Below are 17,423 nucleotides of genomic sequence, written 5' to 3' on the forward strand. Positions count from 1 at the left end.
ACTGACAAGGCCAGTCGTAGACTCCACCGCCGGGCCTGTCAAGGGGCTGATGCCTTACGCCGGTGCCTGGTGCCGCACTCCGGCGCTGGCCTCGGCGTTGAACCCGAGATTTCGGGACACCGCCCTGGCCGTTGCCTGGACTGCCGGCGCCAGGACGTTCGGGGGAGTCGCGCCGTCGGGTACCACTATGGAAAGCGCTGCGACAACGGCCCCCTGGGCATCGAAAATGGGCGAGGCCACGGACACGGTGCGGGAGGGCGCCGACCTTCTGATCATGGCGACGCCCGTGCGGCGCACGTCGGACAGCGTGCGTCGGAGCTGCCCCTCCGGCATGGCGTCCACGCCGGCCTCCTCATCAGCGGGTTGCTTGATGACGGCTTCCTGGAAGGCCGTGTCCGCGCCGGCCAGCAGCACCAGGCCGACAGCTGTGGACCGAAGAGGGGCCCGACCGCCCACCCGGTAGGCCACCTCGGTAGCCTGCTTGGACGACAACCGTTCGATCAGCACGGCCTCTTCCTTGTCGCGCACCGCGAGGAGGACGTGATGGCGGGTTACTTCGAAAAGATCCTCGAGATAGGGCAGCGCGATTTCCCGCACGCCATGGCCGCGGGGCGACAGCGATGCGACTTCCCACAGCCGTACCCCCACGACGTAGCGCCCGTCGTCGAGCCTTTCCAGCGCACCCCAGGCCACCAGCCGGGCAATCAGCCGGAGCGCCGTCGGCGCCGGAATGTCCGCGTACCTGGCCATTTCGGAAAGCGTCAGAGCGCGACGCCGGTCCGTGAACACTGCCAGAAGGCTCAACGCACGGTCGATGACGGGTTCGCCCTGCTTCGGCCGCTTGCCGCGCGCAGGTGCGGGGGTTGCGGGCCCGGCGCTGTCGGGCTCCCGTTCCGGGACTGCTGTCATCTCAAACCGTTCCTCATTCGCCGCCAGTGACCCCCACCACAGTAGTGTTTCGTCCAATGAAACTCCTAGCTGATGTTTCATAGCCGCGGCACTGTTGCGGTGGGGCTTCATCTGCGCCGGCACCGGTTCACACGGACTCAGTCACCCTTCCCCCGGCCAGGCTGCCGAGGAACTTGGCGCTCTCCTTCGGGGTCCGTTCCTGCGTGGTCCGGTCCACGGCGATGAGGCCGAACTTCGGCCCGTAGCCAAAGATCCACTCGAAGTTGTCGAAGGCTGTCCAGGCGATGTAGCCGCGGACGTCGATGCCGTCGGCCAGGCAAGACTCCACGCCGGCTACCGCCGTGCGGAGGTAGGCCAGCCGCTGGGCGTCGTCGTCGGTGGACAGGCCGTTCTCTGTGACGATGACAGGGATGCCGGCGATGGCGGCTGCCTCCCGGATGGTCGCTTCGAGAGCCTCGGGGTAAATTTCCTCGCCCATCTGGTTCGTCGCGGCTCCCTCGGGGACCGGCGCCAGTCCGTCCGGACCGAACACCGTCCGGCCGTAGGTCTGGATCCCCACGAAGTCGTCGTCGCGGGACGCCACGAGGAAACGTTCGTTGACCTCGTGACGGATCCTGTCCGCCCGGTCCTGGCCGCCTTCGGCTGCCTGGATGTCGGTGTTGGCCAGGGTCCACCCGACCGGGAGCTCCGGCCGGATCGCTTTGATGGCGGCCCGGCCCTGCTGATGTGCAGCGAGCTTGACGTCGAAGCCGGCCTCCGAGACCGTGAACTGGAAGGGTGCCACCCGGCTTGCGTCGATCCCGAGCCGGTCTGCTGCGGCCGCCCACAGCGGCACCTCTGCCCTGCGTTCGGGGGCCTCGCCGCCCAGGCCAAGCTCCTTGAGCAGCCACGGGAGGTTGGGCTCGTTGAGGGTGCAGGCGACGCCGATGAGGTCGCCGAGGTGTCTCATAGCCCGGTCACAGTAGCGGGCGAACCGTTCGGGGGTCTGCGGGTCCTCCCAGCCGCCGGCCGCCAGGAGCCATCTGGGCGAAGTGAAGTGATGGAAGGTGACCACCGGGGTGAGCCCGTGCTCATGGCAGGTCTCCAGCACACGGCGGTAATGGTTCAGTTCCGCCACCGAGAAGTAGCCTTCCTCGGGCTCGATGCGGGCCCACTCCAACGAGAAGCGGTAGCTGGTGAAACCCAGGCCAGCGATCAGGGCAATGTCCTCGCGGTATCGGTGGTAGTGGTCGACGGCGTCCCCGGACGGTTCGGCGAAGATCGTTCCGGGGAGCCTCTCCAGGAACCAGCAGTCACTGTTGACGTTGTTTCCCTCGACCTGGTGGGCTGCCGTGGCGACGCCCCACAGGAAATCGTGCGGGAAGGCAAAAGAGTCGGTCATCTGGTTCCTTTCGATCTGAGCGCCAAGCGACTGTGCGTGGGCTGACTGTCCATCCTCCGCGTTCAATGGCAGGGGAGGGACGGTCGTTTTCATTGGTTGAAAGGCTCGTCCCTAGACCACGCGGACATTGCGCGTCTGGCCGGCCCCGTGCGGAGTGACCCCCGCCACAATACCTTTCCAATCAATGACATTCTCGTGTTTCCGTTTGAGGCGCCGCCGTGATCCTTGAGTGAGCCGGTCACCGAGACCCATCGAGGCGAGGGGCACCGGCGCAACGGCCCGGAAGCCGGTCACGGACGATCGGCATACAGGCCGCCAGGCTCCTCCGGATGTTGACCCCGTTAGCTTAGAAAGAATGCGAAGGCGCACTACATGAAACTTCTGAACTCCACCGCACGACGGAGCGCGGCCGTTCTGGCCGGGGCGCTTCTGCTCAGCCCACTGACCGCCTGCGGCGGCGGGACCCAGGCGGCATCCGCCGTCAATAAGGACACCTTGACCATCGCAATCGACAGCGACAGCGCTTCCTTCGGTTTCGATCCACTGCGTGTCGCCGACGCGCAACGGCAGTTTTTTGAAGGGCTCTACGAAAACCTCATGACCCTGCAGCCGGACGGCTCCGTTGGACCGGGCCTGGCCAAGGAGTTCAGCTACAGCGTGGACAACACGGTGCTGACCCTGACCCTCAAGGAAGGCGTCACCTTCACGGACGGCGCCACCTTGGATGCGGCACTAGTGAAGGCAAACCTGGACCGCCGCAGCGACCCCGCACTCAGTGCGTACTCCGCAATCGCCAAGGGCGGAGCCCAAGAAATCACTTCGGTGAGTGTTGTCAGTCCCACGCAGGTGGCCATCAAGTTCGCCAAACCGCAGCCAGGGTTCGAAAAGAACCTCGCCTCCACCATGGGCATGGTTGTCGGTAAGAGCGGTGTTGCCGATACGGCCAGCCTCGCCAAAACCCCGGACGGCTCCGGTCCCTACACGCTCGATGCCTCCACGGTTAAGGGCAACAAATACGTCATGGTGAAGAACGACAAGAACGCCGACGCCGCAGGCTACGCCTTCAAGAAGATCACCTTCAGCGTCATCCAGGATCCGCAGGCGCGCGCCAACGCTCTCGTCTCCGGCCAGGCCGACGTCGCCATGCTCACGTCCTCCACGGTGGACTTCGCAAAGTCCAAGGGCCTCGGCGTTTCCCAGATCGGTGGAACCCTGCACACCATGGTTTCCTTCGACAAGACCGGGAAGACCGCTCCCGCCTTTGCCAGCGAGAAAGTCCGGCAAGCGTTCCAGTACGCCATCAACCGCCAGTCACTGGTGGACGCACTGCACAAGGGTGACATCGCGGCCTGGAATGCACTTCCCAAGGATTCCGCGGGCTTCACCGACGCGCTGAACACCAAGTTTGCCTACAACCCGGCGAAAGCCAAGAGCCTGCTGGCTGACGCCGGCTACGGTAGCGGCTTCGAGTTCACCATTGTTGCCAGTGCTGAAACCCAGACGGACCTGCAGGCCGTCCAGAAGGATCTGGCCGCCGTCGGAATCAAAATGAACGTCAAGATGGCTTCCTCCACCGATGAAGCCTTCGCGGCCGTCGCAACCACACCCCTTGGCTACGCCGCGCTCGGCTGGGACAACCCTGTGGGCCTGATGTACGGCGTGGTTCTGAACGGGTTCACCAATGTGCAAAAAGCCTCCGATGAGCAACTGACGGCCGCTACGGGCGAGGCCGCAGCCGCGAAGGACGACGCCGCCAAGAAGACCGCCCTCACCAAGCTCAACACACGCCTGGTGGAATCCGGCTGGATGATCCCGCTCTACGAGTCACTCACCAACCAAGGCTACAACACCAAGAAGGTTCAGCAGGTGGAGTTCGCAGGTTCGAACGCATACCCGCTTCTCTCGTCCTACGCACCGGCTAGCTGATCACTGACCCTGCCGGGCGGCCCTTGTGAACTTCGCAAGGGCCGCCCGGCAGGTCCTGACCGATGGAGGTCACCATGGCACTATTCATCACCAAGCGCCTGCTGATGGCGCTGGCCACCGTGCTGGTGGTTGCCGTCCTGGCATTCCTGCTGGTTCACGCGATGCCCGGCAGCCCCGGCGCGGTGTCGCTGGGCGCCGGCGCGTCGCAGGAGGCCATTGACGAGGTCAACGCACGGCTTGGCTGGAACGATCCGCTTCTCACCCAGTTCTTCCGCTGGCTCGGCGACGCCGTACAGGGCAACCTCGGTTCGTCGCTGATCGATGGCCGGTCGGTTAGCGCTGACCTGGGCAACAGGCTTCCGGTGACGGCATCACTGGCGGCCGGCGCCACCGTGCTGAGCGCGGTCGTCGGCATCGGCCTGGGCGTGAGCGCTGCGGTCCGCGGCGGCATTGTGGACCGGATCGTGGGCGGGATCTGCGGCCTGGCCGTGGCCCTGCCTGCCTTCTGGATCGGCATCATCTTCGTGTACCTGTTCGCCGTTCAGTCCTCGGTCTTTCCCGCCACCGGGTACGTGCCGTTCGAGGTCTCACCGCGGGACTGGGGCATGTCCCTGGCCCTGCCGGTCATCACGCTTGCCGTCGGCGGCGCGGCCTTCATCGCGCGCCAGACCAGGGCCTCGATGCTTGATGCGCTGCAGCAGGAGCACATCCGGACGCTGCGTGCCACGGCCACCCCCACCTGGAAGATCCTTTACATCCACGCCCTGCGCTACGCCAGCCTCCCCATTGTGGCTGGCATCGCGCTGCAGTTCATCGGCCTGTTCGGCGGCTCGGTCATCGCGGAGCAGCTCTTCGCCATGCCGGGTCTGGGCCAGGCCGTCCAGACCTCCGTCAGCACCCACGACGCCCCCGCCGTCCAGGGCGTGGTGGTCATCGCCACCGTCGTGGTGGTGGCCGTGAACCTCGTGCTGGAACTCGCCACCAAGTTTCTCGATCCGAAGTTGCGTGCCTCATGATCCCCAACGTCGCCCCCGCCCCTGCCGACAGTGCGCCAGCCACGGCTGCCGCAGCTATTCGGTCCAACGCCGGTCAGCGGACCGCCTTTAGCAAAGTTTCCGCAAGCCGGCTCTTCGCCTCGCCCGGGGGTGTGGCCGGCGTCCTATGGCTGGCAGCCCTGGTGGTAGCCTCGCTGACTGCCCTGTGGTGGCTGCCCTATAAAACGGAGGACCAGGACTTCACCGCCGTCCTGTCCGGTCCCACCGCCGCGCACTGGCTCGGCACCGACGAGCTCGGCCGGGACCTTCTTAGCCGCATTTTCGCTGCCGCCGCAGGCACGCTGGGAACCTCCCTGATCACAGTAATTGTCGGCGTCGGGCTTGGAACCGCCCTGGCGATGGTGGCCGCCGGCGGAGACCGGACGGAAGGAGCGATCAGCCGCGTCACCGAGATCATGATGTCGCTGCCGGGCACCGTCATCATCCTGGCGGTCATCGGTGCCGTGGGAACCGACATCCCGCTGATCATGGCCATCCTGGGCGTCCTCATCTCCGCCGGCATCTACCGGGTCATGCTGGGCCAGGCCAAGTCGCTCCAGTCTCAGCTGTACGTGGACGCCGCCAGGGTGGACGGCGTCAGCACCCTGGGGATCAGCCTCCGCCACGTCTTGCCCGGACTGACCAACACCGTGGTGGTCCAGTCCGCCCTCATCTTCGCCGTCGGCATGCTGATCCAGGCCGGCCTGGCGTTCATCGGCTTCGGCCCGCCCATCCCGCAACCCAGCTGGGGCGGCATGATCCAGGGCGCCTCCCAGCACGTCTACGATGCCCCATGGCTGATGGTTCCCACCGGCGCGGTCCTTGCCCTGACCGTCCTGGCCGCCAACGCGATCGGCAACGCCCTGGGGAAGGCGCCGAACGCTGGCGTCTCGCACCTGCCGTCGGCAGCAAGGCGCCGCCAGCGTGCGCGTGCTGGTGCCGCGGGAAGCGCCGAAGCGGCCGGCTCCGCTGCTTCGGTGGCCGTCACGGGAGCCATCCCGGTCAACGGCCACCTGAGCGTCCGCGGACTCACTGTAGGGGTCGACGGCGGGACTCCGCTGGTCACGGGCGTCTCGTTCGGCGTCGAGCAGGGAACCGTGCTGGGCCTGGTGGGGGAATCCGGCTGCGGCAAGACCATGACCGCGCTGTCGCTGCTGGGACTGCTGCCCGCCGGGGTGTCCGCCACCGGCGGCCAGATCCTGTGGAACGGCAAGAACCTGGCCGCCGCCACGGAACGAGAGATGGAAGGCATCCGCGGCCGGGACATCGCCCTGATCTCGCAGGAACCCATGCGGGCCCTGGACCCCATGTTCACCGTGGGTTACCAGCTCACCGCGGCCATCCGCCGGCTGCGGAACGTGCGCAAAGCCGAGGCCCGTGCCGAAGCCGTAAGCCTGCTCGAAAAGGTGGGCATCGTGGACGCCAAACGCATCCTCAAGACCTACCCGCACCAGATCAGCGGCGGCATGGCCCAGCGCGTCGCCATCGCCCTGGCACTGTCCGGCCGGCCCCGGCTGCTGGTGGCTGATGAACCCACCACAGCGCTGGACGTCACCGTGCAGGCCGAAATCCTCTCGCTGCTGCGTTCCCTGGTGAAGGACACCGGGATGTCCGTGGTGATGGTGACGCACGACCTCGGCGTGGTGGCGGACATCTGCGACAACGTCGCCGTGATGTACGCAGGCCAGGTGGTGGAAAGCGGCCGGACCGCCAATATTCTCGACAACCCCCGCCACCCTTACACCCTGGCGCTTCTGGCCGCCGACCCGCACGCCAACACCGCCGCGGACATGCCCGAACGCCTGGCCACCATCAGGGGACAGGTTCCGCAGCCAAAGGACTGGCCCACCGGCTGCCGCTTCATGGCGCGCTGCCAGTTCGCCGGCTCCGCGTGCGCGGCACCGGTGCCGCTGCTGTCTTCCGGCTCCGAGGACGGACTGGTCCGCTGCGTCAAGGCGGACGAACTGGCGGTGGAGGGTCTGGAATGGCTTGCCACCGAAGTGCCCACCCACCGAGTACTGAAAATCGTCGAAAAGGACCTGGCATGAGCATCGAGACGGCAGAACGGCAGGACACGGCGCCAGTTGCGCCGGAGCAGCCCATGCTGGAGGTCAAGGACTTGGTGGTCCGGTACGGCCGCGGCCGGAAAGCGGCAGCGGCCCCGGCAGCAGTGGACGGCGTCAGCTTCACCATCCGTCCCGGCGAGACGGTAGGCCTGGTAGGGGAATCCGGCTCCGGAAAATCCACCATCGGCAAGGCGATCCTTGGCCTCCAGACGAGCGCCGGCGGCACCATCAGCTACCAGGGCAAGGACATCACCCACGCCGGTGCGGCAGAGCGCCGCGCCCTCGGCGGTGAACTTCGGGCGGTCTTCCAGGACCCCAACTCCTCGCTGAACCCGCGCCAGAGCATCGGTGCTTCGCTGGCGGAACCGCTGCGGATCCGCGGAGTTGACGCCGCAGTGGCGCGCGAGAAAGCCGAAGCCATGCTCGAACGCGTGGGGCTGCCCCGCGAGGCCGTGGACCGCTACCCCAGCCAGTTCTCCGGCGGCCAGCGCCAGCGGATCGTCGTTGCCCGAGCCTTGATCTGCGAACCGAAGCTCGTGGTGTGTGATGAGGCCGTCAGCGCCCTGGATCTCTCCACCCAGGCCCAGGTGCTCAACCTCCTGGCTGACCTCCGCGACGAGCTCGGCCTGAGCTACCTGTTTATCGCCCACGACATCTCGGTGGTCCAGTTCCTGGCGCAGCGCGTGGTGGTGCTCTACCGCGGCCAGGTGATGGAAAGCGGGCCCGCGCCAGCCGTCACGGAGTCGCCCAGGCATCCGTTCACCCAGGCCCTCGTGGCTGCCTCGCCCGTGCCGAGGCCCGCGGAACAGGCCGAGCGGAGGATGCTGCGCGAATCCCTCGGCGTCCGCACGGCCGCTGCAGTGGCGGCGTCGCCGGGGGGCTGTCCCTTCAGCCAGCGGTGCCCGCTCGCCACAGATCTGTGCACCGCCGAGCGTCCGGCCCTCCGCCGGGTGGGAGCCGCCGACGTCGCGTGCCACTACGCCTGACCCCGCGCAGCGGGGCGTCAGTACCGCCTCAGCCAGTTGAGCCCAACTTCAGGGAGCTTTCCCCGCATGAACCAGCCCACGCACCTTCGGACCGATCACCTCAGCGAAGCCTTCGGAATCACCAACACGCTGCCCAAATTGAGCTGGACCCCGCCCCGCGGCACGTTCCGGCAGACCGCCTACCAGCTGACCACGAGCAACGGCTGGGACACCGGGCGCGTGGACGGCGGCACCCACGGCTTCGTGCCCTACGTGGGGCCGAACCTTGGTTCACGGGACCGCTTCGACTGGACGGTCCGGACCTGGAACGTGGCCTCTGACGGTACCGAACTTCTCTCAGCCTGGTCCGAGCCGATGGCCGTGGAACTGGGCCTGCTGCATCCCACAGATTGGACCGCGCGGTGGATCGGCCCCGACGAACCGGCGGTTCCGGAACCAGGGGAGCGCCCCGGCTATGGGCTGTCCAAGACCTTTACGTTGGACGCCGCACCGGGTTTTGCCCGCGCCTATGCCACAGCCCACGGCATCTATGAGTTGTTCATCAACGGCGTGCGGGTGGGGGACCAGCAGCTCACACCGGGCTCGACGAGTTACCACAGCACGCTCCAGGTGCAGGCCTTTGATATCGCCGGCCTGCTCCGGCCCGGCGCCAACACCGTCCGGGCCGTCCTCACCGACGGCTGGTACCGCGGCACGTTCGGGTACACGCGCGACGCCGACATGTACGGAACGCAGACGGCCTTCCTGGCTCAGCTGGAACTGGAATCCGGCGGACAACGGACGGTCATCGGCTCCGACGGCTCGTGGCGCGTTTCCGCGACGGAGATCGTTAGCGCCGATCTTATGGCCGGCCAGCGGGTGGATTTCCGCCGCAACCAACAGAGGTCCGGGCACGCGGTCCTCCGCGACGGCAGCTTCGCCGCCCTCACCGGCCCGGTGGCACCGCCCACGCGCATCGTGGAAGAGCTCAGCCCGGTTTCCATCACCCGCCTCAGCAACGGCAACCAGATCGTGGACCTGGGCCAGAACATCAACGGCTGGATCCGCCTGAGCCGGCTTGGCGCCCCGGGCAAGACTGTCACGCTGGTCTACGGCGAAGCCCTCGGCGCTCACGGCGACGTCACCCAGGACCACCTCCGCCCCCATGATTTCCGCAATCCGGGGCAGTTCCTCGGCGCCGGACAGGTGGATTCCGTGGTGGCCTCGGGAGCCCCGGGCGAGGTGTTCGAGCCGCGCCACACCACCCATGGCTTCCAGTACATTTCGGTGCAGGGCCTGGACGCAGACCTGGAACCGGCGGACATCGTGGGCTGCATGGTCCAGACCGAGCTGGAACGCCTGGGCACCTTCAACTGCAGCGACGATCGACTCAACAAGCTGCACGACATCGTGGAGTGGAGCTTCCGCGGCAACGCCTGTGAAGTTCCCACCGACTGCCCGCAGCGGGAAAAGGCCGGCTGGACCGGCGACTGGCAGCTGTTTGTGCCCACGGCCGCCTACCTCTTCGACGTGGCAGGATTTACGGCGAAGTGGCTCAGGGACGTCCGCGCGGACCAGTGGGACACCGGCGTGGTGGCTAACATCTCTCCCTCGCCGGGACCGGAGGTAACCAGTGCCGAATTCACGGCCTTCACCAATGGGTCCTCGGGGTGGGGGGATGCGGTGGTCATGGTGCCCTGGGAGATCCATCTCGCCACCGGTGACATCGGCATCCTGGAACAGAACTGGGAGGCAATGGAACGCTGGCTTGGCTTCGTCCGCAGCACCGCTGAGGGCTACCGGCACCGGGCCAGGGCGGCGGCGCACGCCACGCCGGAGCCGCACGAGCAGTATCTGTGGGACACGGGCTTCCATTTCGGGGAATGGATGGAACCGGATGGCCCGGCGCCGGACCTCTTCGCCTCCCGGTCCGCCGACAACGGCATCGTGGCCACCGCCTACTACCGGAACTCCTCCGCCATCATGGCCAGGATTGCCGCCGTTCTGGGCAAGGGGGACAAAGCCCGGGAACTTGGGGAACTCTCCGAAAACGTCCGCCGCGCCTGGCAGCGGGAATACCTGCGGGCCGACGGAACAGTGGGAAACGGGACAGTGGGGAACGGGACAGTGGGGAACGGGACAGGGGCCGACGGAACAGCGGGAAAAGGAAGAGGGGACGGCGGCACGCAGGCCAATTGCGTGCGCGCGCTGGCCTTTGACCTGGTTCCGGACAGCGGCCGGCAGGCGGTGGTCAAGCAGCTGGTCACGCTCGTCCGCGACGCGGGCACGCACCTGGGCACCGGTTTCCTGGCCACCCCGTACCTGTTGCCGGTGCTGGCCGAGAACGGACAGCCGGACCTCGCCTATGAACTGCTCATGCAGGACTCCGAGCCCTCCTGGCTGGTGATGGTGGACCGCGGTGCCACCACCATGTGGGAAGCCTGGGACGGACTAGGTGCGGACGGAACAGCGCGCCAGTCGCTGAATCACTACAGCAAGGGCGCCGTTATCTCGTTCCTGCACCGCTACACCGCCGGCCTGCGCCAGGCACCCGGGAGCGCGGCGTACGAACGGATCATCATCGAGCCCCGTCCGGGCGCCGGGATCACCTCCGCGGCCACGACGCACCGCGGCCCGCAGGGCCCCATCGGCGTCGGCTGGGCAATCGACGACGGCGAGATCACCCTCATTGTGACCGTCCCGCCCGGCACCACAGCGGAAGTCCGCCTCACCGGCCGGCCGAACGCCGTCGTCGGGCCCGGAACCCATACCTTCACCGCCCCAGCCGGCGGCGATGACCACCAGCCCCGACTTGCAAGGAGTGCATCATGACCCCGGACGCCGCCACAGCCACAGAGACCGCCCCCGTCGAAACAGGGCAGGCGGCAACGGCCGGGCTGCCGGCCCCGGCCTTCCCGGCGTTCCTGCCCCCGGGCACGGCCGACGTCGTGTCGGAAAACTCTGCCGTCCACCGTGAAGTCGGCTATGCAATCGCCATCGGATTCCGCCGGCTCGCCATGGACATCTGGCTGCCCCGCAACAATGCCGGGACGCCGGTGCCGCTGGTTGTGTGGATCCACGGCGGCGCCTTCCAGCTGGGGGACCGCCGCGAGCTGCCGCCCACCTTCGCCCCGGACTCAGTTTTCCGGCTGCTGAACGAGGCCGGCATCGCCTGCGCCAAGATGGACTACCGCCATGCCCTCGAAGCGCCGTTCCCGGCCCAGCTGCACGATCTCAAGGCCGCCGTCCGGTACCTCCGCGAACACGCAGACATGCTGGGGATCGACGCCGGACGGATCGGCGCGTGGGGCGAATCGGCCGGCGGGCACCTGGCCGCCCTACTGGGACTTACCGGCGCCAGGGAGGACCTCGAAGGTGGCCTCGGAGTCCAGGGGCATTCCAGCGCAGTAAGCGCCGTCGTCGACTTCTACGGGGTGTCCTCGCTGCCGGACATGCCCGCCATGAACATCCCCCCGGGAATGATGGCCGGACCGTTGAGCGCGGCGGTGCCAGACGGCATGACCCTCGAGCCCGGCCCCATGCTGGTGGGCGGCACCGCCGATCCTGCCCTACTGGCCGCCGCGAGCCCGCTGGACTGCGTGACCGCCGACGCACCGCCGTTCTTGCTGGTCCACGGCGACAGCGACGGCCTGGTTCCGCTCTCCCAGAGCGAACTGCTGGCCGCCGCGCTCGCTGAAGCGAACGTCCGCCACGAACTCATCCCCATCCGGGGCGGCGATCATTGCTTTTTCGGCGCGGAGGACCAGCTGGAGCGGATCCTCGGCTCAGCGGTGGACTATTTCGCCCGAGGCTTTAGAGACAGGCCCAATTTTCGGCGGTAGCATTCCCGCATGGCTATCGCACGGTTCCCAGGTCTCGTCATTGATTGCCCCGACGCTGGCGCCCTCGCGGGCTTCTACGGTGCCCTGCTCGGCTGGAACGTGAAGGACGACGGCGACTGGGCCGAGATCCGTCCTGAGGACGGCAGTAACTGCATTTCGTTCCAGCAGGTGGACGGCTACCGGGCGCCGGAGTGGCCGGGCCAGGAGGTGCCACAGCAGATGCATCTGGACTTGATGGTGCAGGACCTGGACGAGGGCGAGAAGGTCGCCGTCGAGCTGGGGGCTACCAAAGCGGACTTCCAGCCCGGCACCACCTTCCGGGTCTTCCTCGACCCGGCAGGCCACCCCTTCTGCCTCTGCGTGGACTAAGGCTTCTTCACTGACCAGGCACTTCGTCGTGCCCGGTCAGCCTCGGGAGCAGGAGGGCGGCCGAACCCGCCGGCTCTCCTACCCGGTTTCCAGTCAATGAAACATCGCTAGCGGGCCCAGTGCCGTTCCCGGGACGCTGGGGGGAGCCCAAGTCTTCCCCTTCGTGACGAATCGAGCCGACGTTGACTCCCAACACCCTGCGTTCCCCGTTCCAGGACCACGCCCGCGCGGGAGCCGCCGTTCCCTCCGCGCCCCGCTTTGAACACCATGAGGAGCCCTTCGGCATCGGCGAGGACCGGCCGAGGCTTTCCTGGCAGGTCGCCACCGACCGGACCGGCTGGGTTCAGACCGCCTACGAACTCCAGCTCGGCCCCGATCAGGCCAGCCTGACAAGCTACGGCCGCACCGAGACCACGGAGCAGCTCCTGCAGCCCTGGCCCGCGCCGCCGCTGCAGAGCCGCCAGCGCGTCGCCGTCCGCGTCCGCGTCTGGGGCGACGACGGCGACGCGCCCTCCGAATGGAGCCCCGTTGCCTACGCCGAGGCGGGATTGCTAAACGCGTCCGACTGGCAGGCAGCCATGATCCGCCCGGCCTGGGAGGAGTCCAGCGACGCCAACGAGCCGGCAGCGCGCCTGAGCCGGACGTTCGAAGTGGGCGGGCCCGTGGCGTCCGCCCGGCTCTACGCCAGCGCCCACGGCGTCTACGTGGCGCACGTCAACGGCCGCCGCGTGGGCCGGGACATCCTGACCCCGGGCTGGACCAGCTACCACCACCGGCTGCGCTACCAGAGCTACGACGTCGCTGAGTATCTCCTGCCAGGCACTAACGTGATCGGCCTTGAGTTCGCGGACGGCTGGTGGCGCGGCAATCTGGGCTTCCAGGAGAAGCGGAACACGTACGGCAACCGCACCGCCGTGATCGCCCAGCTGGAAATGACCGACGCCGGCGGGGCAGTCAGCGTGATTGGCTCGGATGCGTCGTGGCTGGCCGGGCGGGGGCCGGTGCTGTCCGCAGACCTGTACGACGGCGAAACTTTCGATGCGCGGCTCCAGAACCGCGGCTGGGCTGAGACCGGAGCGGAGACCGGTGTGGGCACCGACACGCTCCACCCCGCCGTCGTGGTTGACAGCTTCGATCCCGCAGTCCTGGTCGCACCCGACGGCCCGCCCGTCCGTGCCACCGACGAGCTGCCGGTCAAAACCGTGCTGGGAACGCCCTCGGGCAAGACCATTCTGGACTTCGGCCAGAACCTGGTGGGCCGGGTGCGTTTCACTGTAAGGGGTGCGACGGGCACTGAGGTGGTGCTGCGGCACGCCGAGGTTCTGGAGCACGGCGAACTCGGCGTCAGGCCGCTGCGCGTCGCCAAGCAGACCGATCGCTACATCCTGCGCGGCGATTCGGGCGCCGAAACCTGGGAGCCCGAGTTCACCATCCACGGGTTCCGCTATGTGGAGGTGAGCGGCTGGCCCGGCGAGCTGGACCCCGAAGCTTTCACCGCCGTCGTGATCCATTCCGACCTGGTGCGAACGGGCACCTTCGGGTGCTCCGATCCGATGCTGAACCAGCTCCACGCAAACGTGGTGTGGGGGATGCGCGGGAACTTTGTCGACGTGCCTACGGACTGCCCGCAGCGCAATGAGCGGCTCGGCTGGACGGGCGACTTCCAGATCTTCGCCGCCACCGCGTCCTTCCTGTACCGGATTCCCGGATTCACCACATCCTGGCTCAAGGACCTCGCCGCGGAGCAGGGGACCGACGGGCCGCCGCCGCTGGTGGTCCCGGAAGTGGTGGCCGAAAAGCCGCCGTTCCCGGACCGCCCGGTGATGGCCGCCTGGGGTGACGCCGCCGTACTTGTTCCCTGGGTGCTGTACCAGCGCACGGGAGACCTCGAGTTCCTCCGCCGGCAGCTGCCGGGAATGATGGCCTGGCTGGAAGCCGCGGCCCAGGCCGCCGGGCCGGGACTGCGCTTTGAGCAGGGCTTCCAGTTCGGCGACTGGCTGGACCCGGCCTCACCGCCGGACTCGCCCGGCGATGCGCGCACCCCGTGGCAGCTCGTGGCGCAGGCCTACCTGGCGTACTCGGCCTCCGTGGCCGGCCAGGCGGCCGCTCTGCTGGGAAAGGACACGGGAGCGGAACGGCTGCGCGAGCTGTCCGCCCGGTCCCGGACGGTATTCCGGGAGCTGTATGTTGACGACGACGGCCGGCTCCGGCCATCCACGCAGACGGCCTACGCGGTGGCCCTGCGTTTTGGACTCCTCGAACCGGCCGAACACGCCGCCGCGGGCGCCCAGTTGGCCGACACCGTCGAAGCCGACGGCTACCGCATCGCCACCGGGTTCGTGGGAACCCCGCTGGTCTGTGACGCGCTCAGCGATGAAGGCCACGCGGCGGCGGCCTACCGCCTGCTCCTCCAGACCGAGTGCCCGTCCTGGCTGTACCCCGTGACGATGGGCGCCACCACCATCTGGGAGCGCTGGGACTCCATGCTCCCGGACGGCAGCATCAATGAGGGTGAAATGACGTCCTTCAACCATTACGCCCTGGGGGCGGTGGCCGACTGGATGCACCGCAGCGTGGCCGGTCTGGCACCGGCTGAACCCGGGTACCGGAAACTCGCCGTCCGGCCGAGGCCCGGCGGGGGACTGGCGTGGGCAGCTGCCCGGCACGAGACCCCTTACGGTGAGGCGGCGGTCCGGTGGGAGCTGGACGGCGACGTGTTCTTGCTGTCCGTGTCGGTCCCGGCCGGCTGTACTGCCGCGGTGTACCTGCCAGACGGCGGGACCACCGGCGTCGAGGTCGGTTCCGGGACGCATTCGTTCAGCTGCGCGGTTCCTGCAGACACGGTTCCTGCAGCCGCAGCCGGGGGCGCACGCGAGCCGGTGTTTCAGCCATGAGCCTGGACGTGGAGCTGGCCGATCTTATGCACCATGTGGCTGACGCCGGCTCCTTCGCCGATCTCCTCGCCGATCCGGCCGGGATGCAGCGGCTGGAGGCGTTCAGCGGTGCGGATCTGCCCTACACGGCCCCTGCCGTACCCATCCGCTCGGTGGATGCGCCGGGGCCCAACGGACCCGTGCCCATCCGGATCTACGGCCCCGGCCTCCTTCCCTTTGACGGTGACCGGTGCTCCGCGGCGGCGGATGCGTCCGGTGCGGGGCTGCCCGGCCTGGTGTGGCTGCATGGCGGCGGTTTCGCCGGAGGCACGTTGGAGATGCGGGAGGCCGACCAAGTCGCCCGGGAGCTGGCTGACCGGACCGGCGGCCTGGTGTTCGCCGTCGACTACCGGCTGGCCCGCGACGGCGTTCACTTCCCGGTCCCGCACGAAGACGCGCTCGCGGCGTGGATCTGGGCGGAGGCCCACGCCGAGGGCCTTGGCGTGGCGCCCGGAGTGCTCTGCCTTGGCGGGGCCAGTGCCGGCGGGAACCTCGCCGTCGGCGCCGGGATGTATCTCAAGGACGCCGGCCTGGCACTGCCCGCGAAGCTGCTGCTGGCGTACCCGTTCCTGCACGCTGTGCTTCCCCCTCCGGATCCGGCCGCGGTGCCCGACGGCACGGTGCTTTCCAGCCTGCCGCGGATCCTGCGCTTCACCGAGGACGACTGCCGGGCGATGGTGGAGAACTACATCGGTGGCCCAGCCGGGATGGCGTCCTCGTATGCCCTGCCCGGCCATGCCGATCCCTCGGGGCTCCCTCCGGTGGCGGTCATCGCCTGCGAATACGATGACCTGCGTCCGTCGGCTGAGCTCTTCAGGGAATCGCTCAGCGCGGCCGGCGTTCAGGTGGCCTTCCGGCTGGAAGCGGGGGCGACGCACGGGTACCTCAACCACTCGGCGGCGCTGGGGATCGTGCGGCAGGGACTGGCATTCCTTGCGGCGGAACTGGCCTCGGCAAAGCCCTTTCAATGATTGAAATCCGTGGTTTGCGCCGGCCCGGTGATCCGACAGTCTTAGGGGAGACGCCGGGCATCACGGAACCGGCGCAACAGTGAACGGGCGCAGGACAACGGATGGAGTCGACGATGACGGAAGGTCGGGTGCTGAGCGGCATCGAATTCGCCCGCGCGGGCAACGACCGTTCCCGCCCGCTGCTGGTGGACCTCTACCTTCCCGGTCCTGAGGCCGGGGCGGCTCCCCGGCCCGCGGTGGTCCATTTCCACGGTGGCGGCTGGCGCATGGGGGAGCGGTCTTCCCTGGGCCCGGTCCTGGACCGATTCGGCTTCAGTCCCTTTGAAACGCTCACTGACGCCGGATTCGTGGTGGCATCTTCCGACTACCGGCTGAGCCAGGAGGCGCACTTCCCGGCCCAGCTGCACGACGCGAAGGCCGCCGTCCGCTGGTTGCGGAACCATGCCGCCGACTACAACGTGGACCCGGACCGGATCTACGCGTGGGGCGACTCCGCGGGCGGCCACCTCGCCAGCCTGGTAGGACTCGCCGCCGATGCCGATGCCGATGCCGATGCCGTCGATGCTGACGCCGCCGTCGCGGCGGTGGCGGCCTGGTATCCGCCCACGGACCTGGTCCGGATGGCGGAACAGAGCCTGCCCGCCGCCGTCGCCCGGGCCGACGATCCCGGATCCCGCGAGGAACTCCTCGTTGGTGCCGTCCTGGCCGATGAGCCGGCGAAAGCGGCGGCGGCCAGCCCCATCAGCTATGCCAGCCGCTCGGCGCCGCCGTTCTTCCTGGCCCACGGAACCGCCGACCGCTTTGTTCCGCCCGCCCAGTCGCGTTCGCTGGCTGCCGCACTGGAAGGCGCCGGCGCCGCCGTCGAACTTCTCCTGATCGAGGGCGCGGACCACATGTGGATCCTCCCCGACCACAGCCAGGCTGCGGCCGAAAAAGCGATGGCGGCAACCGTCTCCTTCTTCCTCCGGCAATCCGGGCCCCCGGACACCCAGGCCACTTGACCGGCCACTCCACCACAGCACTCCAC

The 17,423-nt window shown here is 68.1% G+C and carries 12 protein-coding genes; 10 read left to right on the top strand and 2 right to left on the bottom strand.

The annotated features are described in order from the left end of the window. Nucleotides 1–54 precede the first annotated feature (54 nt). Both AC1DEM_RS06080 and AC1DEM_RS06085 read right to left on the bottom strand, forming a co-directional pair. Nucleotides 55–909, bottom strand: coding sequence for an IclR family transcriptional regulator (locus tag AC1DEM_RS06080; protein WP_476883660.1), 855 nt, complete (start codon nt 907–909; stop codon nt 55–57). A 127-nt stretch (nt 910–1,036) separates the two neighbouring features. Next, nucleotides 1,037–2,290: a glycoside hydrolase family 1 protein gene (locus AC1DEM_RS06085; protein WP_476883611.1), complete on the bottom strand. Its 1,254-nt coding sequence runs from the start codon at nt 2,288–2,290 to the stop codon at nt 1,037–1,039. Between the two features lie 372 nt (nt 2,291–2,662). Here AC1DEM_RS06085 and AC1DEM_RS06090 point away from each other — a divergent pair, with 372 nt between their 5' ends. The 10 genes from AC1DEM_RS06090 to AC1DEM_RS06135 all read left to right on the top strand — a co-directional run bounded on the left by AC1DEM_RS06090 (nt 2,663) and on the right by AC1DEM_RS06135 (nt 17,397). Continuing rightward, nucleotides 2,663–4,216, top strand: a complete 1,554-nt coding sequence (locus AC1DEM_RS06090; protein WP_476883612.1) for an ABC transporter substrate-binding protein — start codon at nt 2,663–2,665, stop codon at nt 4,214–4,216. Between the two features lie 62 nt (nt 4,217–4,278). Then, nucleotides 4,279–5,232: an ABC transporter permease gene (locus AC1DEM_RS06095; RefSeq protein ID WP_476883613.1), complete on the top strand. Its 954-nt coding sequence runs from the start codon at nt 4,279–4,281 to the stop codon at nt 5,230–5,232. Continuing rightward, complete coding sequence (locus tag AC1DEM_RS06100; protein WP_476883614.1) at nt 5,229–7,298, top strand: dipeptide/oligopeptide/nickel ABC transporter permease/ATP-binding protein; 2,070 nt, start codon at nt 5,229–5,231, stop codon at nt 7,296–7,298. The genes AC1DEM_RS06095 and AC1DEM_RS06100 overlap by 4 nt, the downstream gene beginning before the upstream one ends. Then, nucleotides 7,295–8,302: an oligopeptide/dipeptide ABC transporter ATP-binding protein gene (locus tag AC1DEM_RS06105; RefSeq protein ID WP_476883615.1), complete on the top strand. Its 1,008-nt coding sequence runs from the start codon at nt 7,295–7,297 to the stop codon at nt 8,300–8,302. Before AC1DEM_RS06100 ends, AC1DEM_RS06105 begins: the two co-directional genes overlap by 4 nt. Before the next feature lie 66 nt (nt 8,303–8,368). Further along, a complete protein-coding gene (locus tag AC1DEM_RS06110; RefSeq protein WP_476883616.1) occupies nt 8,369–11,113 on the top strand; it encodes an alpha-L-rhamnosidase in 2,745 nt (914 codons plus the stop codon). Further along, nucleotides 11,110–12,123, top strand: a complete 1,014-nt coding sequence (locus tag AC1DEM_RS06115; RefSeq protein ID WP_476883617.1) for an alpha/beta hydrolase fold domain-containing protein — start codon at nt 11,110–11,112, stop codon at nt 12,121–12,123. Before AC1DEM_RS06110 ends, AC1DEM_RS06115 begins: the two co-directional genes overlap by 4 nt. A 9-nt stretch (nt 12,124–12,132) precedes the next feature. Continuing rightward, nucleotides 12,133–12,492: a VOC family protein gene (locus AC1DEM_RS06120; RefSeq protein ID WP_476883618.1), complete on the top strand. Its 360-nt coding sequence runs from the start codon at nt 12,133–12,135 to the stop codon at nt 12,490–12,492. Between the two features lie 182 nt (nt 12,493–12,674). Continuing rightward, entirely contained in the window at nt 12,675–15,386 is a 2,712-nt protein-coding gene (locus AC1DEM_RS06125; RefSeq protein ID WP_476883619.1) for a family 78 glycoside hydrolase catalytic domain, read from the top strand. Continuing rightward, nucleotides 15,383–16,396, top strand: a complete 1,014-nt coding sequence (locus AC1DEM_RS06130; protein ID WP_476883620.1) for an alpha/beta hydrolase — start codon at nt 15,383–15,385, stop codon at nt 16,394–16,396. Before AC1DEM_RS06125 ends, AC1DEM_RS06130 begins: the two co-directional genes overlap by 4 nt. 113 nt (nt 16,397–16,509) lie before the next feature. Continuing rightward, nucleotides 16,510–17,397, top strand: coding sequence for an alpha/beta hydrolase fold domain-containing protein (locus AC1DEM_RS06135; RefSeq protein ID WP_476883621.1), 888 nt, complete (start codon nt 16,510–16,512; stop codon nt 17,395–17,397). Nucleotides 17,398–17,423: the final 26 nt, after the last annotated feature.

This window comes from Arthrobacter sp. 05T420, from assembly GCF_056396305.1.